Genomic DNA, 25,749 nt, shown 5'->3' with positions numbered 1-25,749 from the left:
AGAATGCTTTTATTTGGCATACTTTAAGGGAGAGTTTTTATATAAGATAAAGTTAAAGGTGGGGGTTTTATGGAGGACCATGTATATGATTTATTAGGAGTAGGAATAGGACCATTCAATTTGAGTCTCGCTGCTTTACTTGAAGATCGCACTGAGATTGATTCGCTTTTTTTCGAACAAAAGTCAGAGTTTGATTGGCATCCCGGCATGTTGATTGTCGGAACGAGGCTTCAAGTACCGTTCATGGCTGATCTTGTTACATTGGCGGATCCGACAAGTAAATATAGCTTTTTGAACTATCTGGCGAATGAAAATCGCTTGTATCCTTTTTATTTCTTACAAAGATTAGATATTCCAAGACGTGAATACAATGACTATTGTCAATGGGTTGCACGTGAACTGGACAATTGCCGTTTTGGAAAAAGAGTGGTGGAATTGGATTTTGATGAAGCCGAAGAGCTCTACTTAGTGAAGGTACTTGATATACATACGGAGGAAACAACGGTTTATAAAGGTAAAAACCTCGTGTTAGGTACAGGAGGAGTACCAGCAATTCCAAAGACGTTTCGCGGTTTTTCAAACCAGGATGTTTTTCATACGGCAGAATACCTTAACCGACAAGATCGTTGTAAAGAAGCCAATTCCATTACCGTCATCGGATCTGGTCAAAGTGCAGCAGAGGTGTTTCGGGAGCTGCTGAAAGATCATATGGAACACGAGTATACCCTGAACTGGATTACTCGGTCTCAAAGCTTTCTGACGATGGAAGAATCGAAGCTGAGTGTCGAGCAATTTTCGCCGGACTATGTGAATTACTTTTATGAGTTTCCACAGCAAGAGAAAGACGAAATCTTTGCGACGCAGGACCTTTTGTATAAGGGAATCAGCTCACATACGGTAACGGATATTTATAACCTGCTTTATGAAAATACTGTTTCTCGCAGAAAAATGAAAGTACGTTTGCAAGCGATGACAGAAGTGACGGCTATTGAAGAGAAGAGTGGATCCTATGAGTTGCAATGTCATCAATGGCAGCAGGACAAGGATTTCTCGATTGATAGTGAAGTCGTCATCATCGGAACAGGGTATCGACCAAATGTCCCGTCGTTCATCAATGGTTTGAAAGACTATATTTCATGGGATGAAAAAGGAAGATATGAAGTAGAATCCGATTACCGTTTACGAATGACTGTTCCAAATCAAGTTTATGTTCATAGCGGAATTTCACATTCTCATGGTGTCGGCTCAACCAATTTAGGATTAGCCGTTCATCGGAATAAAGTGATCATCAACCATCTTACAGGCGAAGAGATCTTCCCGATGTATGACAAACATGTTTTCCAGAATTTCGATGCTGACAAATTCAAACAGTTTTAATCAATCGCATGCGATATTAAATTCAAATAAAAAGAGGCTGATCCTTAATCAGCCTCTTTTTATCGTTTACTTGTTATCAAATGCTCTTTCCAACTCACGGTACTCATTCTCTCTGTCGGTTTCAATGGAGAGTTGTGAGAGTTCCTGAAGCAAATATTTTCGGTCCAAGTGATAGATTTCATACTTTTCGATCCCTTTAACGGTTTGGACGGCAAAGTTCCATAAGTCCTTATGGAAGACTTTATCCATCGATCTCGCCATTGATTTCAATGAAGCTAAGATTTCTGTTATGATTACCCAATTCCTGTCTGCGTAGTGTCGGATATGGGCAAAGCCACGATATAGGTAGTATTCGAAATCCTCCTCTTTCAGAATGACACGGATATTTTCATCCTTATCAATAAGAAATGGAGAAAAATGCGTGTATCGGGCAATGATGGTCAAGAGATCGGACATTTGGTGTATTGTATTCAGAGCGGTTTTCGGATCGTTATTCCCCAAGGCTTTAATTGCAATCTCAGACAGTTTATTCACGCCAAACTCCAAGTCTTGGATTTCGGTTTGTTTATGCCCGATTTCGAGGGTTTTCAAATATTCAAGTTCATTGATTGCCGTTTCTTTTTCTTTCCAATACGTGAGCACCGGAGCTCCTTCTAACACATATTCCCCGACGCCATATTCAAAACGAACGATGACATTATCCCTTGATGCAATTTCAATCAGTTTGACATAGTTGACGAGCTGGATATAACCTGATTCCTTTGAATCGATTGGATGTCCATCCTTCGGATATTCCTTGTCATCCATCTTCGTATCTTTGGTGCTTCGATACGGTTCTACTTCTTTTAATATGGAAAAATTGATGATCCGTTTTGTGATCTCTTTCATGTTGTCAGTGATATTGTGGACTTGCATCCAGGTGGTAGCATGATTGATGAAGTAAATGAACGTAATTGCTGTCAAGAACGCAAGAAACACGGTGACGAGAGGGATGGCAATATAACGCTCCTCATCCGTGTTGCTGATGAACAAGAAAACGGTCAATACATAAATGAAGCTACCGTTGAAAATCCCGAGTACGTGCTGAGTCTTTTTATCGGACACGAAGTTAAGAAGCATTCTCGGCGAGAATTGACCGCTGAACGTCGTGAGGACGACTAGCAAGGAGTTGAAGGTAAATGCACTTAACGTTAAAATACCGCCAATCAACGTACTGACAAGAATACGAGTCAGTCGTGCTTCAGAAGTGAATTTCACATTTACATACTGGCTAAGGTCGATTTTTAAATCGAGCAGTAAGGTGAAGACCGCTAAAATAATGGATAAAAAGATATAAATACCAGGGGTGAACCATAAGGTTGCATTGATTTCTTCCCAGCGTTGTCTCTTGGACATTTTAAAATATTTTTTCATAGATTTCGGCATTTTGACTTCGATGGGGAACACCTGCTTTGCTATTGAATTCTTCTTAATTGTCTACCCGTCTTTTTTCAAATCTATGCAATAAATCTATGAAATTAAAAAGAAGATGACATTTAATCTGTCACCTTCATGAATTAACGGTATAATCCCCTTACGTACATTGTTGTTAGGTTATGTACAACCTTATCAATCGAAACAGGGGTATTTCGGACAATCTCCCATAAATACATTTCATTCGAGTAGAACCATCCTCGGCTGACCATCTCGGCATCCACATCCTGGTACGCAAGTCCACATTGTTGCGAATAACGAATGTCATCTGAAATTCGATCAATAAACTTTTCACGGATCTCCTTCCATTTATTATGAACATCTTCAGATTGCCCAATTGCTTCTTCAACGATTGATAACATCCGCTGTTCTTTCCTTGCCATTTCAAGAAACATACGGACTTGTTTTTGAATCTTCCGTGCAGCTTCTTCACCTGTTTCAGGTCGAAAAGGTAATTCCGCAATTTTATAAAATTGTTCCATCACGTCTTCAATCAGTTCAATCAGGATTTCGTCCTTATTCTTAAAATGTACGTACGCTGTTCCATATCCAGTATCCGCTTGTTTGATGATTTGGGTGATGGTCGTTTTTTGAAAGCCGTATTCCATGAACGTGAGCTTTGCTGCATGCAGGAGGTTTTCACGTGTTTGAATGGATTTCTTCTGTCGGCTTGATAACGATTGATTTTTATCTGGCATAGGTATTCAATCCTTTATCTGCTAATAACGTATATTTTATAAAAGCGATCTTGAATATGTCAATGACACGATGTCATTGACACCCTGTCAGATCCAACTGTATAGTGAAATTAATACATACTAAAGGAGTCGATTTGATGGGTACGCAAGCGTTTGGTGCTTCTAAAGAGTATGCATCCAATCTGGATCAGCAGGATGAACTCGCCTTTTTCAGAGATGAATTTTATACGAAACAAGACTCGATCTATTTGATCGGTAATTCTCTCGGATTGTTATCTAAACGGTCAGAGGAAGCGCTTGAAGCGATTAAAGAATCATGGAAAGAATTCGGAATTGACGGTTGGACAGAAGGGGAAGAGCCTTGGTTTTATCTTTCTGAAAAGTTAGGGGAGAAATCAGCCCCTCTCGTTGGTGCGAAGCCTGAAGAGGTAATTGCAACAGGGTCTACGACTGTGAATTTGCACCAGCTGATTGCTACGTTCTATAAACCTGAAGGGAAGCGGACAAAAATACTGGCTGATGAACTGACGTTTCCTTCTGACATTTTCGCTCTCCAGAGTCAATTAAAGCTGAAAGGATATGATCCTGAAGAACACCTCATTCAAGTGAAAAGCAAGGACGGTAGAATAATAGAAGAAGACGATATCATTGCTGCGATGAAGGATGATATTGCCTTGATCATGCTTCCAAGTGTCATGTACCGAAGTGGACAGGTTCTCGATATGAAGAGATTGACGGAAGAAGCGAAAAAACGGAATATCATTGTCGGATTCGATCTCTGTCATTCAATCGGGGCTTTACCACATGCATTGAGTGAGTGGGGCGTGGACTTTGCATTCTGGTGCAATTATAAATATGTGAACGCAGGTCCGGGATCAGTTGCTGGAATTTACGTCAATGAAAGGCATCTTGGAAAAGCCCCGGGACTGGCGGGATGGTTCAGTTCAGACAAAACGAGACAGTTCGATATGGACCATCAATTGACACCTGCTGATACTGCAGGAGCATTTCAAATCGGTACCCCTCACATGTTGAGTCTTGCCCCCTTAAGGGGATCACTTGAGATTTTTGCCGAAGCCGGTATCGACCGTCTACGTAAGAAATCGCTGCGGCTCACCCAATACATGATGGATCTTGTTGATCAGGAACTGAAGGATTACGGATTTGAAATCGGAAATCCACGTGAAGATCATCGCCGAGGCGGGCATGTTTACTTGGAGCATCCTGAAGCAGCACGGATCTGCAAAGCCCTGAAAGCGAACAAGGTAATACCTGACTTCAGGAATCCGAATGGAATCCGTCTAACCCCAGCAGCGTTATATAATTCGTTTGAGGACGTATGGCATGCCATTCAAACATTGAAAAAAATCATGGAAGAAGAACAATATAAGCAATACGAAAATAAACGTGGCGTGGTCGCATAAACCATTTTTTAGAAAGTGAGTGAGATGATGGAGAACCATAACGGAGAAGGAAAAGAGAAGTATGTGACAGAAAAAGGAATCCACACGGATTTTACGAAAAACATGACCTATGGAGAATACTTGCAGCTTGATCGGCTCCTCTCTAGTCAGACGAGACTATCAGGCCATCATGATGAAATGCTCTTTATTGTCATTCATCAAGTGAGTGAACTTTGGATGAAGATGATTTTACATGAATTGAATGCTGCAATTGATTCAATCCAGAAGAGTGAATTACAGCCTGCCTTTAAAATGCTTGCACGCGTATCCAAGGTCCAATCACAAATCATCCAAGCTTGGGATGTCTTATCGACACTTACACCTTCAGAGTACCTTGAATTTCGAGATAGCCTTGGACAAGCATCGGGTTTTCAATCCTATCAATACCGCATGATTGAATTCGCACTCGGATACAAGACGCCTCACGTATTGGAAATCTATAAAAAAGATCCAGAGCTTCATGCAAAGTTAAAAAAGGCTTATGAAGCACCAAGTATTTATGATGTAGCGATCCAAGAACTCTCCAATGCTGGATTTGAAATTAACCCGAAGCTTTTAAGTCGGGATTTCTCTGAAACGTATGAAGGCGATCCATCAGTAAAAGCTGCATGGGTAGAGGTTTATCGAAACGTTGATCAATATTGGAATCTGTATCAGTTAGCAGAAAAACTCGTTGATATCGAGGATTGGCTCCAACAATGGCGATTCCGTCATATGAAAACAGTGGAGCGTATCATCGGCCATAAGATGGGCACAGGCGGTTCTTCAGGGGTATCTTATCTTAAGCGCGTTCTCGATCACCGTTTCTTCCCTGAGCTTTGGGACATTCGAACAGAACTTTAATTGATTTGTAAGCACGTGCTGCGGCACGTGCTTTTATATTTGCTAGTAATAAAGTGCTAAATTCCACAAGTCGGAGTGAGAATTACACAAGTAAGGGTGAATTTCCCACAAGTTTTAGCTAAGTTTCCACAAGTCGGAGCGAAATTTCCACAAGATGAAAAGAAAACTCCTTAAATATAATGTCCTAAACTTTCTGCAAAATAAAAACAGCCATCCAGGCATATAGTTGAATCAAAAAGAGAGGGCGATCTCTTATGCCGCTTTGAATCGATGTTTCATTGAAAAAGCATCAGCTGAAACTGTTCGATCATACGAAACTTTTAAAAACCTACCCGATCGCAGTAGGGAAAATGCTGACGCCGACACCGACTGGAGAATATACAATTATCAATAAGCAGCCGAATCCTGGAGGACCATATGGGACGATGTGGATGGGGTTATCCAGGCCGCATTACGGTATCCATGGCACAAACAACCCAAGCTCTATCGGGAAAAATGTATCGAAGGGATGCATTCGTATGTACAACAAAGATGTGAACGAACTCGCAAGCCTAGTCCCAATCGGTACGAACGTCTGGATACACGATTAGTTTTATAAAAGTTTTAAAAATAGAAGCGTTGCCCGCGGAAAGCGTCCGCCTGAAGCGGTTCGTGAAGCAAAATTCTTTAAAAAAGCCCTACAAAAAAGAGGAGGGTGACGGGTCACCCTCCTCACATTTATTTATAAAATGGGGAGATCAAAAGAATTAATAGAATTATCCAGCAATCACCTGGTCAATGATTTTAGATGCATCCATACGACTAGGGTTTTTACCTGTTTTCTTCGTTTCTTTTATTGGAAGATGGCGCTCAAATTCATTCAAGTACCCTTTTTCACCCATCAAATAGGTTTCCTTCCACTTGTTTTTCTTTGCTTTCTTGGTAATTTTAGAGCTTAAGTCTTTTAACCAGCGCTTTTGGTTTTCTTCAAAACGATCCTGGAATTCATCCTTTTTATTCGTTTCTGACGCGGAGATCGAAGCAGCTAATGGTCCTTGATGCTCGCGCCAGTCATCAATATCCGGGTCGAATGAATAATGATATTCATCCACTAACACACCCATTTCCGTCTCAAGTACAGTTGCATCCTCTTTATGAATGACGATGATTCCACTGTATGGATAGTTGGATTGTAGCTCTTTCAATTGGTCCAATACCGGTTTGTCTTCCCAGTGGAAAGACGTTTCAATTGGGATTTGCAGATCTTCCATGACCCAAATGCTTTCATCCGGGGTCGCAAAGAGAACGACACTTCGCTTCAAGTCACGCTCTCTCCCAGTGATTTTGTTGTATACTTTATCTTTTAATTCGCGGTAACCTTTCAATTCATCATGGTCACCCATTTCTTCAATATATTCCTCAAATTTGTTCAATCCATTTTTCAACTTAATTTTCCATTCGCCGCCTTGCTGATCCGGTCGGCTTCGATCTGTATTCAAGTATACGGATAAAATCTTCTGAGAACCTTCAGCTTTTTTGTTTTCTAGGTTGCTTAGTTTTTCGGAGAATCTCATTCCTATTGCCTCCTTATTTATAGTGAATATCGAGTGTACTATTCCATAACCGATTCAATTTCATTTTAAACGTGTAAAACTGAAACCAAACGCAGAAAAAAACGTACACGGATAGTAAGGGGAGGGATTGGAATGAGATTTTTAATGGTTGTCATTTTTAGTATCATTTTTCTGATTGGCATCATCATCGGTGTTTCTGGAAGGAGTTTGACCAATCTTTTTGATTATGGATCCTATTGGACCAAAACCGCTGAAGCTATAGAACTGCAAGGTTATTTCGCAGTCCATATTGGAATCCCGATGCTCACAGTCCTTCTGTTTGTTTCGATATTGGTTCTTGTCTTTCTTAAGGTAACTGAATAGGGTAATCTTTATTTGATGACAGCGCTATTCCACTCTTCACGGAGTACGCCCATCTTGATAGCATCGAAATATTCACCATCTACAATGCGAGCTTTTCGAATACACCCTTCTTCAACCATTCCGATTTTTCGAGCTAATCTTATCATTCGGTCATTCCCTGACCAAGTTGAAATGCCAACCCTTACAACATCCATATTCTTAAAGATATAGTCTGTCCAGAGCGTAAATGCTTCTGTACCGTATCCTCCTGACCAGTATCTGGAATCAAAAATCACGATTCCATTACTGAGCCAATTGGTCACTTCATCTTCCCAATACCAATTCACGGTACCAATAAGTCTACGATCAACCTCGATTACTAAAAGCTTTCTAGTTTGGTCTGTTGCAATTCTATGAAAGTCATCATCTAGCGTTTTCTTAAATTCTTCCTTTTCCATTGCAGGTCTCTTGTAATAGGGTCCATTCCATTTAAGATGTTCCCGGTCTGCTGCTTCATAATTCCAGTAATAGAGATCATCTAGATCATCATCCTGTAAATCTCTTAATATGACCTTATCACCTTTAATATGTACCGATGACATATCCAACACCCCCTTTACGGTAGAAGTATACCATTATTCTAAAAAGAGTAAAAAAACCTCTGCCAATTGATGGATGGCAGAGGTTTCATGTTTAACAGCTTTCAAAATAGGAAATTGTTAGATAGGTTAGCTTGCTTTTCTCTGTTCTTTCTTTTTCTTTTCTTCCATGATTAAGTCGTGATCAGCAGCTTTAATGAACGAGGCACCCAACATTGACATAATGATTAGTAATGGGAATGCACCGAGTATACTAGCTGTCTGTAGGCTGGAAAGTCCGCCGATGTACATTAAGATCAATGGTAGCAAGGATAGTGCAAAAGCCCAAAATAGGCGGTTCCATTTTACAGGCTCATCTTCCACATAGTTCTGAACGACTGCAGCCAGGATATATGAACCAGAGTCGAACGTCGTTGATAGGAAAATGACTGCAAGAATAAGGAATACCGGGATCACAATCCAGTCTAAAGGTAATTGTTCAAGTGTGCCCATGATAGCTGCTGGTGCACCTTGGTTATTCAACACATCAACGACAGAGAACTTACCGCTAAGCTCAAGGTATAGACCATAGTTTCCGAGTAGGCCGAAATATAATACACAGCCGAGTGTACCGTAAAGGATGGTACCAAGGATAATTTGCTTCACTGTTCGTCCTCTTGAAATTTTAGCGATGAACAATCCGATGAATGGTGCGTAAACAAGCCACCAAGCCCAATAGAACACAGTCCAGTATTCTGGGAAACTCGTCTTTTCAAACGGGCCAAAGTTATTGAATGGTTCTGTCCATGTCGCCATATGGAAGAAGTTGTCCGCAATCAATCCAAGGCTGTTTACCGTCGTTTCTGCTAAGAAAACAGTAGGTCCGACGATAAAGACGAATCCTAATAGTAAGAAGGAAAGCCATAAGTTGATATCACTTAAGACCTTGATTCCTTTTTTCAGTCCAGAGTAAGCACTGATTGCAAAGATCGTCGTACATATGACTAGAATATAAGTTTTAAGGGAAAGGGATTCTTCCCATCCAAACATGTTGTTCAATCCTGCTGCGATTAGAGGCGTACCGAGAGCAAGTGTAGTACCTGCGCCTCCCAATAGTCCGAAAATGAACAGGACATCAATGACTTTTCCTAATGGACCATCAGCAAGTTTACCGATTAATGGACGGCATGCTTCACTGATTTTAAGTACAGGTTTCTTACGAACATAATAGAAGTAGGAAATCGGTAATGCCGGTAAGCAATAAATTGCCCATGCGACCGGACCCCAATGAAAGATTCCATAAGATGATGCCCATTGAATCGCTTCAGTGGAATTCGGCTCTACTCCGAGTGGAGGACTTGTATAATAATAAGCCCATTCGATTGTTCCCCAATAAAGGACACTTGATCCAATTCCTGCACAGAATAGCATAGCTGCCCATGAGAAGTTGGAAAACTCCGGTTTGATATCTTTCCCCATTTGTATTTTCCCAAATCGACTGAATGCGATATAGAGGAGGAAAATAAGAACTCCTAAACCGAATACTAAGTATAAAACCCCAAAATTACCTGTTATGAATGAATTCATTGCCAGTACAACAGCTTCCCCTTGTTCAGGATAAAGAATCAAAGGTACGGTTACGGCAAGTAATAAGACAAAAGCTCCTATGAACGTTGGCCAATCTATTATTCTTTTCTTATCCACCAAATCTCTCCCTTGATATTTTTTTTCACGATTTATAATTTTACACGAATCCTGTCGAATGTAAAATTTATATTTTATTTATTCGAAAATTATAAAATTTGGAAGCGTTTTCACATAGCGATTAAATGGTAAGAAATAACCATAAAAGGATGAAATGAAATAAATAACTTCTTTTAAATGTAATTTATGTAGTAATAAAGTAACTATTTCGTTAAGTTATTTTAGACCTACCGAAACGATGAGGTTAGTCAACATCTCAAAAGGGCTACCTTTAGGAGAGACGAACATGATCTCTTATTAAAAGAAGAAAAGCTATATCAATAAGATATTTCTTTTCTTTGGAATCAACATTAACTAGTAAAATAGCTTTCAATAGTTTGAATAATAAAGTGGATAGAAAGATTCATTGGGAAAGAAGAAGTAGAAATTACGATATTCTTGACGAAAATCAGGGGGTTCTTTCCCAATATGACATGGAAGGAAATCAGCATGTGGATGGACAATTCCTATATTAAAGCGCGCGCAATGAAATTTTTGGGGAGGTAGTTTTTTGAAAGTATCAAAAGCATTTCTTTCTATGTCATTAGCACTTTCTGTCGCACTTGTCCCAGGACTAACTGAAGCTAAAAATGCATCAGCTTCTGAAACACCTAAGGTGGAAGTATTACCGAAAGCGAAAGAAAATACGAATGAACGAAGTATGAAGCCTGCTAAAGTGGAATCAAGCTCCACTGCAAAGATCCTGAATGCTCAAGGGAAAGAAATTGGAAAACGAACATTCAAAAGCAATACCTTGAACAACAAATCAATGGTGCAAGCAGCAGCTGCAACCAGGGTCGTAACCGTATTGGCGGTTGCAGATGAGGAATATAGAGCACAGTACAGTGACTGGCAAACTCGTATCCAGAACGCTGTTGAGAGTGCAGATAACGCTTTCTATCGTGATCATGACATCGATTTCCAAGTGCAAGCTGTAGGGAATTGGTACTCAGAAGGTAGCAATGCATCTCAAATCTTATCCGATCTTAGTAACGACTGGAGCGGATACAGCTATGACTTTGTTGTAGGTTTCACCCGTGATGCGAATTTCGATGCTGGAGGAATCGCTTACGTTTACTCTTCTGCACCAAGCGGAAGTGCATTCAGTGTAAACTTGGACCAGGGTACAACCAATACCTGGCATGCTGCTCAGCATGAGTTTTCACATAACTTCGGACTCGGCCATGATCCGCAAGGTAGTGGAATCAAATGCATTATGAATTACGATTATTCGTATAGCGTCGATTATTGGGCTCAACACCACGATGACCAGATTGAACAAAACGAATATTGGTACGGAAGCTAATATTCTTAACAAATGAGGCTGACAAGATTGATCAGCCTCATTTTTTTCTTTACAATAGAACATACGTTCGGTATAATCGTAATTGTGATACCCCCTAATCTGCATAAACACACTTCTTTGCTGCGTACAACATGTTACGCAGCTCTTTTTTTAACTTTGTAATGTAAAAAAATGTTAGATTTACAGATGCAGTCCTATATAATAGAAACAAACATATGAAGAGAGGCTGGTGTTTAAGTGAATTTCTTCTTGGAAGATTCAAATCTTACATTTGTCCTGAAGCAATATTTGGAAGGTCCGATGCAGGAATGGGCTTATAATCAACTCAATGAGCTTGGAAAGAAGTGTGGAACAGAATTTGACGAACGAGCGCGCCACACTGATCGGGAAGGACAGCCGAAATTAATCAAATATGATCGATTCGGAAACGATATTTCACAGGTGTGGTTGAATGAGGGATACAAAAAGACCGTGGAGGAGACGTACAAAACAGGTATTGTTGGCTATATCCACAAAGAAATTCCAGAACTGAATCAAAAAGGGAATTATGTTTATTCCTATGCACAAGGTTATTTGCTTTCCCAAACGGAGCCAGGCTTCTATTGCCCTGTTACGCTAACCATGGCGACGGCCTATTTGTTGGATCATTACGCGGATCAAAAGCTGAAAGATAAATTCCTGCCACACGTTCTTTCTACAGGTGAAACAGAGCTCTATGAAGGAGCGACCTTCCTTACTGAACGTCAAGGGGGTTCTGATGTTGGTGCGAACGAGACGATTGCAGTAAAGGATGGAGATCATTTTCGACTGACAGGTGAAAAGTATTTTGCAAGCAATGCAGGGGCATGTGGAGTGGCAACGGTGTTGGCAAGGATGGAAGGAGCACCCAAAGGAACAAAAGGGTTGAGCTTGTTTCTCGTCCCTTGGAAGAAAGATGATGGTTCGCTGAACAATATCAAGGTCAGAAGATTAAAGGATAAACTTGGTGTTAGAGCCGTCCCTTCAGCCGAAGTCGAATTTGAAGGTTCCAAAGCATATTTGATTGGAGATGCATCAAAAGGTTTTTATTACATGATGGAAGCCTTGAACTTATCAAGAGTATGTAATGCCATTGCATCCGTAGGAATTATGAGAAGAGCATACATTGAAGCTAAAAAGTATGCCGAGCAACGTGAGGCATTCGGAAAGAATCTTATAGAATATCCAATGATTCAGGAAAACCTCGTCAATCTGACGAGTAGGCAAGAGGTACAGTTAGGGGCTTTGTTTCGTCTCATTTCCCTATTTGATCGTGTGATGCAGAAAGAAAACAATCGTGTATCTGAAGAAGAAAAGGTTCTTCATCGACTCTTGATTGCTTTAATGAAATTGAGAACGGCAGAAGAAGCTGTTACATTTTCCCACGAAGCAATAGAAATGCACGGTGGTAACGGTTATATAGAAGATTTCGTGACCCCAAGGCTGCTCAGGGATGCTCAAGTATTAACGGTTTGGGAAGGGACAGCAAATATTCTTGGATTAGAAGTTCTAAAATTAACAAATCGTTACAAAGCTGATCAAATCTTCGTAACGTATTTGCGTAAGCTAATGACTGGACTCCCAGATCATATTACACCTTATACAGATGATATCGAGTCAGGCTTAGAGCATTTACATGAGACCCTTACACATGTACAAAGGCTTGAGCCGGATCATCAGACCTATCATTCTAAACGGATAGCCAACCTCATGGCTGATCTATATTTGAGTGTTTCGGCAATGAAAGAGGCTGAGATGGGGGGAGAACGAAAACTGCTCGTTGCTCGGCAATTTTGCAATCAAATTTGGAGAAAGAACCAGCTAGATAGAGAGTCCCTGCCAATTGAGTATTTCGATGTCTTCATGAATCCATCTTCAGAACTAATGCCCGACGTGACCATAAAAAAGACATGATTTCATGCACAAAAAATAGACAGCCCTTTCAGTTCAGGTCTGTCTATCCTTCCTGTTTAACATGGCATCGTCGTTTCTTTTTGCTTGCGTAGTTCATCGAGGCGATCCCAAATTTCCATAAACCAATCTTTATCTTTGGTCAGTAGAGCGACATCAATAAGATTTTCAAGGAAAGTCTCCTGGTCATCAATCGATTCTGTCAAAGGTTGGATTCGGTGGATGAACGTTTCAACCGTTTTCCCTACGATCTTGTGATGATCAGACTGTGTCACAACAATTTTGACAGTACCGTTAGCAGGATGAATCGAATGAATAAATCCTTGTAAAATCTCGTCATTAATTGTTTTCCCCCTGACCCAATCTCCATTCTGGAAAATCGGTAGCTTTAGGCTACTCATTTCGAATTCCTCCTATCCATTTGGTATTTGTATGGTTTTTACATAGTCCAAAAGCCTGTGAAGTCTATACTTTTTTATTTTTATCTTGTGATTTGTTTACTAGGTTATTACCCCGTTTTTTCGACAATTAACCCTATTTATATCAAAAATCTATAAAACAACCATTTAATTTCATTAATTGTACGAAAATTCTAAAATTAGTAGGATTTAATACCGCTCATAAAGAATTAACTAAATAGATTGCTAGAGATAAGGAGGATTCGTAGTCAATTAGCATCAGTGCTCGAGGATAAAATGAAAAACATATTCTCTCTATTAGAAGGAGGAACAAGTATGTATGTAACGATTGGAAAGTTGTTTAGTCAAACCGTACAGAAGTTTCCCAACAAAGAGGCACTAGTGGATGCAGGAACGAATCAACGTTGGACTTATTCAGAATGGAATATGAAAGTTAATCAGCTTGCCAATGCACTGGTTGAGTCAGGCGTAAGGAAGGGAGACCGGGTATCTACTTACTTATTTAACAATATGGAATTTGCAACGACATTTTTTGCATGTGCCAAGATTGGAGCTGTTCTCAACCCGATAAACTTCCGGCTAAAAGCACAAGAAGTCGCCTATATTTTAGAAGATGCAAAACCGACCGTATTCTTGTTCGAATCGATGCTCGAGCCTTATGTTGCTGCGATTCAGGAGAAAGCAGAGGATACGTCTTTCTGGTGCATTAGTGAAAAATGTCCTTCTTATGCAGTGGATTATCATGAACGAATCAACAACTGTTCCGATGATGAACCCAAGATCGAAGTAAGTGAAAACGACCTGTACGCCATCATGTATACAAGTGGAACGACTGGTAGGCCGAAAGGGGTCATGCATCGTCACAGAGACATGGTTGAACAAAGTTTAGCATGTATTGCCATGATTGATATTACGGAGAACGATCGAGGCTTGGTTGGTGCACCGCTGTTCCATTGTGCGGAATTACATTGTTGCTTCCTGCCAAGGGTCCATGTGGGAGCGACGAATGTCATCATTCATCACTTCGATCCTCAACAGGTATTGGAAGTGATTGATCGAGAGAAAATCACGGTTTTCTTTGGAGCTCCGACGATGTGGAATATGATTCTACAGCAAGATCTTTCTTCCTATAACAGGAGTAGTTTGAAGTACGGGCTATATGGAGCTGCTCCTATGGCACCTGCACTCGTAAGGGCATGTAAGGAAAAACTTGGAGTCGACCTAATTCAAGCTTATGGTATGACGGAAATGGGACCTGCAATCACCTTCCTATCCAAGGATGAACAACTCTCAAAAGCAGGATCAGCGGGCAAAGCATTCTTAAACCATGAGATCCGCGTCGTCCAAACGAATGAACATGGCCCATCAGATCCTGAAGATATTCTTGCACCAGGTGAAATCGGTGAAATCATTGTACAAGGACCGAGTATGATGGTTGGTTATTATAACCGTGAGGAGGCATCCAAGTCAGCAATGTATAAAGGCTGGTATCATACCGGAGACCTTGGATACATGGATGAAGAGGGGTACCTCTATGTTTCTGATCGAGTGGATGACATGATTATATCAGGGGGAGAGAATGTGTATCCTCGTGAGGTGGAAGATTTGCTTTATGAACATGATGGTGTGCTTGATGTGGCCGTTCTCGGTACGCCAGATGAGAAGTGGGGCGAAAAAGTCACTGCTGTCATCGTGAAGAAAGACAAGGAACTGAATGAAGAAGTTTTAGAGGAATTTTGTAAATCAAGTACTGCATTAGCAGATTACAAACGTCCCCGACAGTACATTTTCGTAGATGATCTACCGAGGAACGCAAGTGGTAAAATCCAAAAATTCTTACTCAAAAAACAATTCAAACGTGACCGTGAAACACAAATGCCATAGAAGTCAGGGAAGAGGAGGGTCTTATGACAGCTAGATATTTGCAAGAAGAACATCAAATCTTCCGGGAGGCCTTTCGTAAATTTCTTCAAAAAGAGGCCTATCCAAATTACGACCAATGGGAGAAGGATCGGCTCATACCCCGATCGTTTTGGAAAAAGATGGGGGATAACGGGTTCCTTTGTCCATGGGTTGATGAATCGTATGGGGGCTTGAATGCTGACTTTGCATATTCCGTCGTTTTGTTGGAAGAGATGGAGCGAGTTGGTTCGAGCTTGGTCGGAATCGGTTTGCACAACGATATTGTAACTCCCTATATTTCAGAATATGGAACAGAAGAACTAAAACAGCGTTGGCTTCCAAAATGCATTAGTGGTGAATTCATTACTGCAATTGCGATGACTGAACCGGGCGCTGGTTCCGACCTTGCAGGCATCCGTATGACCGCTCGAAAAAATGGAGACCATTACATTTTAAATGGTGAAAAGACCTTCATTACGAATGGGATTCATGCTGATTTGATTGTGGTTGTCTGCAAAACGGATCCAAAAGCGTCACCAGCCTATAAAGGTATCAGTTTGATGGTTGTCGAAAGGGGCACTCCTGGATTTTCCAGAGGGAAAAAGCTGGATAAGGTAGGACTGCATAGTCAGGATACTGCAGAGCTTATTTTTGAGGATGCTCGTGTCCCTGCTGAAAACCTCCTTGGTGATGAAGGGAAAGGATTCTATTACTTGATGCAGCAACTCCAACAAGAAAGGCTCATTGTAGCGATTGAAGCGGTGACAGCTGCTGAAGAAATGCTGAAGCAGACGATCGAATATGTGAAAAATCGAGAAGCGTTCGGTAAGAAAATCAGCGACTTCCAGAGCATTCAATTTCGAATTGCGGAAATGGCTACTGAAGTTGAAATTGGCAGGACGTTTTTGGATGACTTAATTGATCATCACATCCAAGGCAGAAATGTGGTCAAAAAAGTGTCTATGGCTAAATACTGGACGACAGAAATGGCCCGGAAGGTTGCAACGGAATGCATGCAGCTTCATGGTGGTTATGGCTACATGGAAGAATATGAGATTGCAAGACGCTACAGGGATATTCCGGTTGCATCCATCTATGCAGGTACAAATGACATAATGAAGACGATTATAGTAAAGGAATTAGGATTATAGAAAACAATTGGGCTGATCGAATGAATCAATAACGGTCAGCCCATCATTCCTAAACATTGTACATAGGTTCATAAAGGAGACGGTAATAAATGAAGAAAATCGGAGTCATCGGTGCTGGCTTGATGGGAAATGGGATTGCTCAAGCTATGGCGATGAAAGACAAACAAGTGATTTTACAAGATATCACAGAGGACGCTTTATCTAAAGCCCGTCATAAAATTGAGAAAAGCCTGGCACGTCTTGAAAAAGCAGGTCACATCAACCATGACGAGGCCAAGCGAACACTTTCCAACATCACGACGACGAAAGAGCTTGAGCAGGCGTGCCAGGATCGTGACTTGATTATTGAAGCGGTTCCTGAAAATCTCGAATTAAAAAAATCAATTTTTGAAAAGCTTGATCAATATGCGCCTAATCATACGATCCTAGCAACGAACACGTCAGAATTAAGTGTAACTTCCATTGCTGCTTCGACTGGTCGTACAGATCGAGTCATCGGAATGCATTGGTTCAATCCCGCTCCAATCATGAAATTGATTGAAATCGTAAAAGGGATTGATACCTCAGACAATACAGTGAAGGCAATTGAACAAGTTTCTGAAGATGTTGGAAAAGAAACGGTCCTAGTCAAAGATACACAAGGATTTGTCACGACAAGGGCACTTTCTGCGCATATGCTTGAATGTATGAGGATTTATGAAGAAGGTGTTGCATCCCTGGAGGATGTAGACAAGGCGATCCGTCTCGGTTTGAACTATCCGATGGGTCCACTCCAGCTTGCTGATTACGTAGGACTCGATACGATGCTGTTTGCGAGTGAGGGACTGGTTGAAGCGTTTGGGGACCGTTTCCGTCCGCCACAAATCTTAAGGAAGCTCGTCGAAGCGGGTCATTATGGAGTGAAAACAGGAAGAGGATTTTATTCATATGAATGATCAAGAAGTATTGGAGGGATCGACATGAACAGGGACGTGGTGATTGTTGAAGCGGTCAGGACAGCAATTGGAAAAAGAAAAGGGGCTTTTCGGAATACACATCCTGTTCATTTGGCAGGCAAAGTATTGGATGAAGTGACGAAGAGAGCGAAAGTTGATAAAGCTTTAATTGAAGACATCGTCATGGGATGCGTAACCCCTCACTCCGAACAAGGCTTCAACATCGGGCGTCTGGCTGCACTCGATTCGGGCTTTCCAGTGGAGGTTCCATCTGTCCAAATCAATCGGATGTGTGGCTCCGGTCAACAGGCACTTCATTTTGCCTCCCAAGAAATTTTGGCAGGAGATATGGATATCACCATTGCAGCAGGTGTCGAGAATATGACGATGGTACCGATCTTAAGCGATGGAAATGAGCATACCATCCCCGACTCATTAAAGGATAAATACAATTTCATACACCAAGGAGTATCGGCTGAACTGATTGCAGATCAGTATGGGTTAAAAAGAGAAGAGCTTGATCAATACGCTCTTGAAAGTCACAAAAGGGCGTTGAAAGCCCAAGCTGAAGGCAGATTTGAGCGGGAAATTGTCCCGATGATGGGACAAGATGCTGATGGTAATGCTATTGAAGTGACGATGGATGAAGGACCAAGGAAGGATACCTCATTCGATGCATTGACGAATTTAAAACCTGTATTCAAGCCTGACGGTGTCGTAACAGCTGGAAATGCAAGTCAAATGAGCGACGGTGCTGCAGCTGTTCTACTTATGAGTTCAGAAAAAGCTGCATCATTAGGGTTGAAGCCACGAGCCAGGATCCTCCAACGTGTCGTAGTCGGCTCCGATCCCACGATGATGCTTGATGGTGTCATTCCAGCTACAAGAAAAGTATTGAAGAAAGCGGGGATGTCGATTCAGGATATCGATCTCGTTGAAATTAACGAAGCCTTCGCACCAGTGGTTCTTGCCTGGCAAAAAGCAATCGGTTATCCACTGGAAAGGGTCAATGTAAATGGAGGTGCGATAGCATTAGGACATCCTTTAGGTGCGACTGGAGCAAAGCTGATGACCACTTTGTTACATGAGTTGGAACGAACAGGAGGAAGGTATGGACTACTGACCATCTGTATCGGACATGGAATGGCGACAGCATCTATTATTGAGCGTATTTAAAAGGAGGACTTGTATGAATTTAGCAATGGAACCCGTAAGAATGAGTGTTAAGGATGAAATTGTCCACATAGAATTGAATCGACCTGAGCGGTTGAATGCGATGAATGTAGAAATGGTAGATTGTTTAATTGAACGATTAGAAGAAATCATTAAAAGCGAAAAGAAGGTTGTCATCCTTTCTGGTGCTGGAACAGGCTTTTCATCAGGTGGTGACATTCAATCCATGAGTGCTGGAATATCCGATCCGTTATTCAAAGAGATCATGGGAAAAGTGAATGAAATGATATTGAAAGTGTTTACCCTACCCCAAATTGTTATATCCGCTGTCCAGGGTCCTGCTGCTGGTCTTGGGTTCAGTCTTGCACTCGCCTCGGATTACATCGTTGCATCCCAACAAGCGAGTTTCGGATTGAACTTCATCAAGGTCGGTCTCGTTCCGGATGGTGGATGCCACTATCTACTAAAGAAGAGAATCGGTTATCAACGAGCGAAGCACGCGATTTGGCAAGGAAAGACTTTCAGCGCTTCAGAATCAAAGGAGCTAGGAATTATTGATTATTTTGTTGAGGACGACCCGTTAGAGGCAGCATTTGAGCTTGCAGGAAAACATCTGAACCAACCTTTCCAGGCTCAAATCGAATCGAAGCTGATTCTGAACGCAACTGAAGTATTGGAATTGACGAAAATATTAGACTTAGAAAGTGAAGCACAGGGTAAGATGAGGAAGACAATCGAGCATAAACAACGGATTGAAGCCTTTCTGAACCGTGCTAAATAAGTTTGCAGGAACCAGGATACCATATTATTAAAATGGTTTCCTGGTTTTTGTCATTTTATAACGATAATTGGAAGTTTATCTCAATTTGTTATGTGGAAATAGAGATTGTAAGCATACATAAATCGTATTACCAGGAATCCCCAATGACAACTGTTTAATGATGTAATACAATAAAGCGTGGTATGCTTAATACTACTTTATTGAGGTGAATTATTGTGTCGTGGTTAGAATCAATCGTCGGATGGGGAAATGAGCTCTTATGGACTTATGTGTTAATTGCACTTCTATTAATTTTAGGGGTTTATTTTTCTATCCGAACAAATTTCGTACAATTTCGAATGATAAAAGAAATGGTGAAGCTTCTCGGTGAGGGAGCGACTGTTTCAAAGGACAAAAAAAGACGTGGGGTTTCGTCGTTCCAGGCTTTCAGTATAAGTACGGCTTCCCGTGTCGGAACAGGTAACCTTGCAGGTGTTGCTCTAGCGATTTCCCTCGGTGGACCAGGAGCGGTCTTCTGGATGTGGATCATCGCCCTGATTGGAGCAGCAACAGCATTTGTTGAAAGTACACTAGCACAGATCTATAAAGTCAAAGATGACTTCGGTTTCCGTGGTGGACCAGCGTATTATATGGAAAAAGGATTGAACAAACGGTGGTTGGGGATCCTGTTTTCGGTCTTGATCACATTCACGTTCGGTCTGGTGTTCAATGCTGTACAAGCAAATACGATCTCTCTTGCGTTTGAACAATCGTTTGGGTTGAATCGATTTGTTTTTGCAATCGTCATAAGTGCAATTGTTGCTGTTATCATCTTTGGTGGAATCAAACGAATTGCACGTGTAGCCGAGACGATCGTTCCATTCATGGCCATTGTCTACCTGTTGATTGCACTTTATATTTTAGTCGTCAATATCACTGAACTTCCATCCGTCATTGCTCTTATTGTAAAGAGTGCGTTCGGATTTGAAGAAGCAGTAGGTGGAGGAGTCGGGGCTGCGCTAATGAATGGTATCAAGCGTGGTCTATTCTCTAACGAAGCTGGTATGGGTAGTGCGCCTAATGCGGCTGCAACTGCAAACGTATCCCACCCAGCCAAGCAAGGTCTCATTCAAACATTGAGTGTCTTTACAGATACAATTTTGATTTGTTCTGCAACAGCATTCATGATTATACTTTCTGGCGTCTACACAGGTTCGAATGATGGAATCCAGTTGACGCAACAAGCAATGAATACACATCTTGGTGATTGGGCCGGCATAACAATTGCTGTGTTCATCTTCATGTTTGCATTTAGTTCAGTGGTCGGAAACTACTACTATGGTGAGTCCAACATCGGATTTATGCGTTCAGGAAACAAAAGCTGGATGTTCCTCTATCGTCTTGCAGTAATCGGAATGGTATTTTTCGGTTCTGTCGCGAAAATTGCGATTGTCTGGAGTCTAGCTGACCTATTCATGGCGTTAATGGCACTCGTCAACTTGATTGCAATCACCATGCTTGGAAAGATTGCATTTGCCACATTGAAGGATTATCTTGCGCAGAAGCGTGAAGGTAAAGATCCACTGTTCGACCCACGAACAGTCGGTCTTCACAATACAGAAGTGTGGGACGAAGAAAGGGAATACCGACAAAAAGCTTCAAGTGAATAATTCCTTTTCTCCTGAAAAGCCGGTCATCTATTGACCGGCTTTTTTTAAATAGGTACTGTTGTAGAATAAAAAATGATAAATTATCGATTTTATGATTTACAAGATATGAAATGCGGGTATTGCATAAACGTAAGGAACGGGGAGGCTGGTCAAATGAATGCACAAAAGGAAAGAATAAATAACTACATACAGACCTTTAATGTAAAGCAAGACTATGTAGAATGTCACCATATCAGTCGTGAAATGCTATTGGATGGTGACGATCCTCAACTTGCGAAGTGTCTTGCTACATTGTCTGCATTGATGGAACAAGCACAAAAGAAGAAGTGGACAGGATATAAGAAATTACATCGGAAGTTGTTAGAGCAGTTGGATGCCATGGAATTCCTCCCATTTGACGAAGAGGATTTGAGGCTGCAATTGCAGTTACTGGATGAACAAGTGGAGAATGATGCTGTGAATCCAATCATTCCGATCCAGCTTAGAATGTAAGTCTTTTATGTAGGCTCTGTTAGCTTTTATTGTTGATAAGAAAACAAAAGCGTAAGGCGGCGACTCCAGGGGGAAGCAACAGCTGAAGACCCCGCTGAGCGAGGAACGAGGTCTGTGAGGCTGAAGCGTTGCCCGCAGAAAGCGTCCGCCTGAAGCTGTTCAACAGACAGAGCCTTTATGTAAAAAAGCCACCCAAACGGGTGGCTTAATTCGTTTTATCGGCTGATGAACATTTGAGTCCAGTAATGTCCGTAGCTCCCTCCTTTAGCATATCCTACACCGATTTCTTTGTAGTTGCTTGATAGGATGTTTTTACGATGACCCTCACTGTTCATCCATGCATCCACTACTGCTTCAGCTGTACGTTGTCCAGCTGCAATGTTTTCTCCTGCTGTACGATAAGAAATACCGAAGTCTCTGATCATCTTAAATGGACTTCCGTAAGTAGGAGAAGTATGACTGAAGTAATTTTGTTCAATCATATCCTTTGATTTATACCGGGCAACTCTTGAAAGCTCCCAATTCTCTTTTAGCGGTTGAAGACCATGTTTCGCTCGTTCATTATTAACAAGCTGCACAACTTGCTTTTCAATGGATCTTACGCCGCTATTATCGGGAATGTTCAATTTTTGCCCAGGATAAATTCGATCTGGATTTTCGACTTGTGGATTCGCTTGAATGATTTCAGATGTACCAATCTGATAGTATGAAGCAATCTTCCACATCGTATCACCAGATTTGACTGTATGGGATGAAGCAGCTGAAGATTCATTATGAATACCCGCGACTAGAGTGACAGACAACAATAGTGTGAGTAGTTTTGTAAGTGTTTTCATACTAAAAGTATTACAAATTCTAGCAAACTATTAAAGCGGTAATTTATGGCATAACCATACCAGCTTTTTACTTTATTTTTATTACTGCACCATCAATTCGTTTAAATCCCCTGATGGAGGCCAACTCTTCAACAAGCTGGAGTGCCGCTTTATCCTTCCTTTTGGCCTCAATCATAATGTCTGCATCCTCGCCGTATTGGATCAAGCTTTTTATGAATGGTAGGGCAAATTGAATATCAACGTATTCTGCATGTGCACGGTATTCCTTATCCGTCTTCGGCGAAGACAAATGGAATTTCGGAGGATAGTCGACCTTATCCCAGGTTGAAAATATCTCAGGTAGCAGTTCGTCTACTTTATCCTCACCCGGATTTGCCCAGTGGTGATGATAATCAAACACAAATGGTAGGGAATGTGCCTTACAAACGTCCAATGTTTCCCGAGAAGTATAAGTTTTATCATCATTCTCAAGAGTGATTTGATGCTTAATCGTCCTATCCAGCTTTTCAATATTTTCATGAAAGCGTTCAATGGCTGTCGATTTGTCGCCATAGACCCCACCAACATGAATATTCATATTTGCCTGTTTATGTACACCCATCATTTTGAGCATCTCATAATGATATTCCATGTCTCTGATTGCATTTTCTGTAACCCGATTGTTCGGACTTGTGAAGAGGGTATATTGATTAGGGTGAAAACTGACCCGCATTGAATACTTTTGGATGAGCTCCCCGATCTCTTTGAATTTGTCTCGGAAAGGGGTGATGTAATCCCACAGAACCTCTGGATGGGTTGCAAGCGGCACGATGGATGAAGACAGCCGATATACATGGATTCCTTGAGCAATGTTGTAGTAAACCGCTCGTTTGGTATTTTCAATGTTTTTAGCAGTCACACGAAGGAGTTTTTCCTTCCTATCATTCTTATCAAGCTTCTTCCAATTCGTGAATGTCAATGTATGTGCAGGGGTGGATTCCCATAAATTCAAAGCTGTTGATACATATCCAAAACGAAGGATCATGTCGATCAGGTCTCCTTTTGCCGATGAAGATAACGTTATTATTTGCTTCTTCCCTATACATATGTGAGAAGAAACAAATTCCAATCAAAAGAATTATCTTGTATACCCTTCAGGTTTTTGATAAAATACAAGCAATTAAATTTTTGGCCACACTTCGTATGTAAATGAAGTGATGGTAGAGGCGCGGAAACCATCAGTACTTTGCATGAAGAGATTGAGCTCTGACGAGTGCAAAAGGAAAGGGGAATTCGCCGAAGCTGGGTGGTGCCTCAACCATGATCCAGCTGGACCTGTATTGAAGAAATGCAGGGCTGTCATACGACCCATCCCTGAAGTCGTATGGAGGACTATCTCACGCAAGGGAATAAGTGTGGCAGACGTTGAGGATTGACGCTCAAGTCTGACGTATCGTTTTTTCAATCCACCATTTTTTATGGTTGTTTGGAAAGCCCGTCACACGTTGAGATGTCAATCCTTTTTTTAGGCTCTGTTAGCTTTTATCGTTGATATTAAAGAAAACAGAAGCGTAAGGCGGCGACTCCAGCGGGAAAAGCAACAGCTGAAGACCCCGCAGACCAAGGAATTAAGGTTCTTCGACTAAAAACCCACCACGTCCTATGGTGAACGTCGAAGTCACCACATCCTGTGGAAGTGAGGCTGAAGCGTTGCCCGCGGAAAGCGTCCGCCTGAAGCTGTTCAACATCAAAAACAGCCTTGAACAGATACTTAAAGAGATGAAAGGAATGGAATCATGGCGTTAATCGTTCAAAAATATGGTGGCACATCTGTAGAATCAGTGGAAAGAATCAAAAATGTAGCTGATCGGATCATAGAAACAGCTCAGCAAGGAAACGAGGTTGTTGTCGTCGTTTCAGCAATGGGGAAAAGTACGGATGAGTTAATCCATTTAGCCAAATGCATTTCTGACCAGCCTTCTAAAAGAGAGATGGATATGCTTGTCTCAACAGGTGAACAAGTCTCTATGTCATTGCTTGCAATGGCACTTCAGGAAAAAGGCTATGATTCGATATCGCTTACGGGGTGGCAGGCCGGTATTGCTACGGAATCGGTACACGGTAATGCAAGAGTTATGGACATCGATCCGAAACGCATCACCGCGCACCTAGCAACTGGAAAGATTGTCATAGTTGCTGGGTTCCAAGGGCTTACAGAAGAGAAGGAGATTGCTACTCTCGGTAGAGGTGGTTCTGACACAACAGCTGTGGCTTTAGCCGCTAGGTTAAATGCTGAAAAGTGTGAGATATATACGGATGTTACCGGCGTCTTCACGACGGATCCACGGGTTGTGAAAGGTGCTCGCAAACTAGAGGCAATCTCGTACGATGAAATGCTTGAAATGGCGAATTTAGGAGCAGGGGTCCTACACCCGAGGTCTGTTGAATTTGCAAAGAATTATGATGTGCCGTTAGAGGTGCGATCCAGTATAGAAAAAGTCACAGGTACGAGGATAGAGGAGGAAGTAGCAATGGAAGGAAATTTGATGGTGAGAGGAATTGCGTTCGAGGATAATGTAACGAAGGTGACGGTACATGGTTTGCCTGATGAAATGACGACACTATCGGCCCTCTTTACAACCTTATCAAACAGCCAGATCAACGTAGATATCATTATCCAGAATACAAATGGGAACGAAACAACAGATATCTCTTTTTCGGTTGATTCAGAGATATTGACGTATACACTTGAAGTGTTGAGTCAATATCAGGATCAGTTGAAATTCGATCATATCTCTTATGAAGAAAACCTTGCCAAGGTTTCGATTGTAGGGTCAGGGATGATTTCCAACCCAGGAGTCGCTGCTAAAATGTTCGACGTGCTTGCGGAAAATCAGATTAAAGTCAAAATGGTCAGCACATCTGAGATTAAGGTTTCAACGATTGTGGAGAGTATAACGATGATTTCTGCAATTGAATGCTTGCATGAAGCATTTGAACTTGATGCCCGTCAACCGGTGCAAACCGTTTAGCAGAAGAAAGGACAACTTTAGAGAAGAAAAAAGAACATCAAAAGAAATAAAAAGCCGAAACTCTCAATTGGAGTTTCGGCTTTGATCGTTTATCT

Annotated in this window: 23 protein-coding genes and 1 riboswitch; of the genes, 15 read left to right on the top strand and 8 right to left on the bottom strand. The window is 41.4% G+C overall.

Annotation, left to right across the window (positions count from 1 at the left end):
* The first annotated feature begins 69 nt into the window (after window positions 1-69).
* Window positions 70-1,377: a lysine N(6)-hydroxylase/L-ornithine N(5)-oxygenase family protein gene (locus V1497_RS14925; protein WP_349408318.1), complete on the top strand. Its 1,308-nt coding sequence runs from the start codon at window positions 70-72 to the stop codon at window positions 1,375-1,377.
* 66 nt (window positions 1,378-1,443) lie between these two features.
* Here V1497_RS14925 and V1497_RS14920 read toward each other — a convergent pair whose 3' ends face one another.
* The gene (locus V1497_RS14920; protein ID WP_349408317.1) at window positions 1,444-2,790 is read right to left on the bottom strand and encodes a DUF2254 domain-containing protein; all 1,347 of its coding nucleotides are present in this window, start codon (window positions 2,788-2,790) and stop codon (window positions 1,444-1,446) included.
* 143 nt (window positions 2,791-2,933) lie between these two features.
* Entirely contained in the window at window positions 2,934-3,548 is a 615-nt protein-coding gene (locus V1497_RS14915) for a TetR/AcrR family transcriptional regulator (RefSeq protein WP_349408316.1), read from the bottom strand.
* Window positions 3,549-3,685: 137 nt separating this feature from the next.
* Here V1497_RS14915 and kynU point away from each other — a divergent pair, with 137 nt between their 5' ends.
* From kynU to V1497_RS14900, 3 genes are all read left to right on the top strand, one after another.
* The gene (gene kynU, locus V1497_RS14910) at window positions 3,686-4,972 is read left to right on the top strand and encodes a kynureninase (RefSeq protein ID WP_349408315.1); all 1,287 of its coding nucleotides are present in this window, start codon (window positions 3,686-3,688) and stop codon (window positions 4,970-4,972) included.
* 27 nt (window positions 4,973-4,999) lie between these two features.
* Complete coding sequence (gene kynA / locus V1497_RS14905; RefSeq protein WP_349410842.1) at window positions 5,000-5,854, top strand: tryptophan 2,3-dioxygenase; 855 nt, start codon at window positions 5,000-5,002, stop codon at window positions 5,852-5,854.
* Window positions 5,855-6,132: 278 nt separating this feature from the next.
* Window positions 6,133-6,444 carry a L,D-transpeptidase gene (locus tag V1497_RS14900; protein WP_414703570.1) on the top strand — a complete coding sequence of 104 codons (312 nt, stop codon included), beginning with the start codon at window positions 6,133-6,135 and terminating at the stop codon, window positions 6,442-6,444.
* Window positions 6,445-6,609: 165 nt separating this feature from the next.
* Here V1497_RS14900 and V1497_RS14895 read toward each other — a convergent pair whose 3' ends face one another.
* Window positions 6,610-7,407 (bottom strand): VLRF1 family aeRF1-type release factor, encoded by a 798-nt coding sequence (locus tag V1497_RS14895; protein ID WP_349408314.1) that lies wholly within the window; start codon window positions 7,405-7,407, stop codon window positions 6,610-6,612.
* Window positions 7,408-7,539: 132 nt separating this feature from the next.
* On the opposite strand from V1497_RS14895, the gene V1497_RS14890 reads away from it, so the two are divergent.
* Complete coding sequence (locus V1497_RS14890) at window positions 7,540-7,770, top strand: hypothetical protein (RefSeq protein ID WP_349408313.1); 231 nt, start codon at window positions 7,540-7,542, stop codon at window positions 7,768-7,770.
* An 8-nt stretch (window positions 7,771-7,778) separates the two neighbouring features.
* On the opposite strand, the gene V1497_RS14885 is transcribed toward V1497_RS14890, so the two are convergent.
* Both V1497_RS14885 and V1497_RS14880 read right to left on the bottom strand, forming a co-directional pair.
* Entirely contained in the window at window positions 7,779-8,351 is a 573-nt protein-coding gene (locus V1497_RS14885) for a GNAT family protein (protein ID WP_349408312.1), read from the bottom strand.
* A gap of 126 nt (window positions 8,352-8,477) precedes the next feature.
* Window positions 8,478-10,031, bottom strand: a complete 1,554-nt coding sequence (locus V1497_RS14880) for a BCCT family transporter (RefSeq protein WP_349408311.1) — start codon at window positions 10,029-10,031, stop codon at window positions 8,478-8,480.
* Between the two features lie 550 nt (window positions 10,032-10,581).
* Here V1497_RS14880 and V1497_RS14875 point away from each other — a divergent pair.
* On the top strand, window positions 10,582-11,376 hold the full coding sequence (locus V1497_RS14875) for a zinc-dependent metalloprotease (protein ID WP_414703569.1): 795 nt from the start codon (window positions 10,582-10,584) through the stop codon (window positions 11,374-11,376).
* Window positions 11,377-11,676: 300 nt separating this feature from the next.
* Window positions 11,677-13,308, top strand: a complete 1,632-nt coding sequence (locus V1497_RS14870) for an acyl-CoA dehydrogenase family protein (protein ID WP_349410839.1) — start codon at window positions 11,677-11,679, stop codon at window positions 13,306-13,308.
* A gap of 56 nt (window positions 13,309-13,364) precedes the next feature.
* On the opposite strand, the gene V1497_RS14865 is transcribed toward V1497_RS14870, so the two are convergent.
* Window positions 13,365-13,706, bottom strand: a complete 342-nt coding sequence (locus V1497_RS14865) for a hypothetical protein (protein ID WP_349408310.1) — start codon at window positions 13,704-13,706, stop codon at window positions 13,365-13,367.
* A 333-nt stretch (window positions 13,707-14,039) separates the two neighbouring features.
* Here V1497_RS14865 and V1497_RS14860 point away from each other — a divergent pair, with 333 nt between their 5' ends.
* The 7 genes from V1497_RS14860 to V1497_RS14830 all read left to right on the top strand — a co-directional run bounded on the left by V1497_RS14860 (window position 14,040) and on the right by V1497_RS14830 (window position 21,807).
* Window positions 14,040-15,608: a fatty acid--CoA ligase gene (locus V1497_RS14860; protein WP_349408309.1), complete on the top strand. Its 1,569-nt coding sequence runs from the start codon at window positions 14,040-14,042 to the stop codon at window positions 15,606-15,608.
* A gap of 23 nt (window positions 15,609-15,631) precedes the next feature.
* Window positions 15,632-16,777, top strand: a complete 1,146-nt coding sequence (locus tag V1497_RS14855) for an acyl-CoA dehydrogenase family protein (protein WP_349408308.1) — start codon at window positions 15,632-15,634, stop codon at window positions 16,775-16,777.
* An 89-nt stretch (window positions 16,778-16,866) separates the two neighbouring features.
* Window positions 16,867-17,712: a 3-hydroxyacyl-CoA dehydrogenase family protein gene (locus V1497_RS14850; protein WP_349408307.1), complete on the top strand. Its 846-nt coding sequence runs from the start codon at window positions 16,867-16,869 to the stop codon at window positions 17,710-17,712.
* A 24-nt stretch (window positions 17,713-17,736) separates the two neighbouring features.
* Window positions 17,737-18,888 carry a thiolase family protein gene (locus tag V1497_RS14845; RefSeq protein ID WP_349408306.1) on the top strand — a complete coding sequence of 384 codons (1,152 nt, stop codon included), beginning with the start codon at window positions 17,737-17,739 and terminating at the stop codon, window positions 18,886-18,888.
* Window positions 18,889-18,901: 13 nt separating this feature from the next.
* On the top strand, window positions 18,902-19,666 hold the full coding sequence (locus V1497_RS14840; protein WP_349408305.1) for an enoyl-CoA hydratase-related protein: 765 nt from the start codon (window positions 18,902-18,904) through the stop codon (window positions 19,664-19,666).
* Window positions 19,667-19,881: 215 nt separating this feature from the next.
* Complete coding sequence (locus V1497_RS14835) at window positions 19,882-21,315, top strand: alanine/glycine:cation symporter family protein (protein ID WP_349408304.1); 1,434 nt, start codon at window positions 19,882-19,884, stop codon at window positions 21,313-21,315.
* Window positions 21,316-21,468: 153 nt separating this feature from the next.
* Window positions 21,469-21,807 carry a hypothetical protein gene (locus tag V1497_RS14830; protein WP_349408303.1) on the top strand — a complete coding sequence of 113 codons (339 nt, stop codon included), beginning with the start codon at window positions 21,469-21,471 and terminating at the stop codon, window positions 21,805-21,807.
* Between the two features lie 215 nt (window positions 21,808-22,022).
* Here V1497_RS14830 and safA read toward each other — a convergent pair whose 3' ends face one another.
* Both safA and uvsE read right to left on the bottom strand, forming a co-directional pair.
* Window positions 22,023-22,643 (bottom strand): SafA/ExsA family spore coat assembly protein, encoded by a 621-nt coding sequence (gene safA, locus V1497_RS14825; RefSeq protein WP_349408302.1) that lies wholly within the window; start codon window positions 22,641-22,643, stop codon window positions 22,023-22,025.
* 67 nt (window positions 22,644-22,710) lie between these two features.
* Window positions 22,711-23,667, bottom strand: a complete 957-nt coding sequence (gene uvsE, locus V1497_RS14820) for a UV DNA damage repair endonuclease UvsE (protein ID WP_349408301.1) — start codon at window positions 23,665-23,667, stop codon at window positions 22,711-22,713.
* A 168-nt stretch (window positions 23,668-23,835) separates the two neighbouring features.
* Window positions 23,836-24,025: riboswitch (Lysine riboswitch) on the top strand.
* Window positions 24,026-24,418: 393 nt separating this feature from the next.
* Between uvsE and V1497_RS14815 the strand changes: the two genes are divergently transcribed.
* Window positions 24,419-25,654 carry an aspartate kinase gene (locus V1497_RS14815; RefSeq protein ID WP_349408300.1) on the top strand — a complete coding sequence of 412 codons (1,236 nt, stop codon included), beginning with the start codon at window positions 24,419-24,421 and terminating at the stop codon, window positions 25,652-25,654.
* The last annotated feature ends 95 nt before the right edge of the window (window positions 25,655-25,749 follow it).

The organism is Pseudalkalibacillus sp. SCS-8 (assembly GCF_040126055.1).
Taxonomy (GTDB): domain Bacteria; phylum Bacillota; class Bacilli; order Bacillales; family Fictibacillaceae; genus Pseudalkalibacillus; species Pseudalkalibacillus nanhaiensis.
Note: the sequence above shows the minus strand (reverse complement) of the source record. Positions and strands in the feature narration are given on the sequence as shown.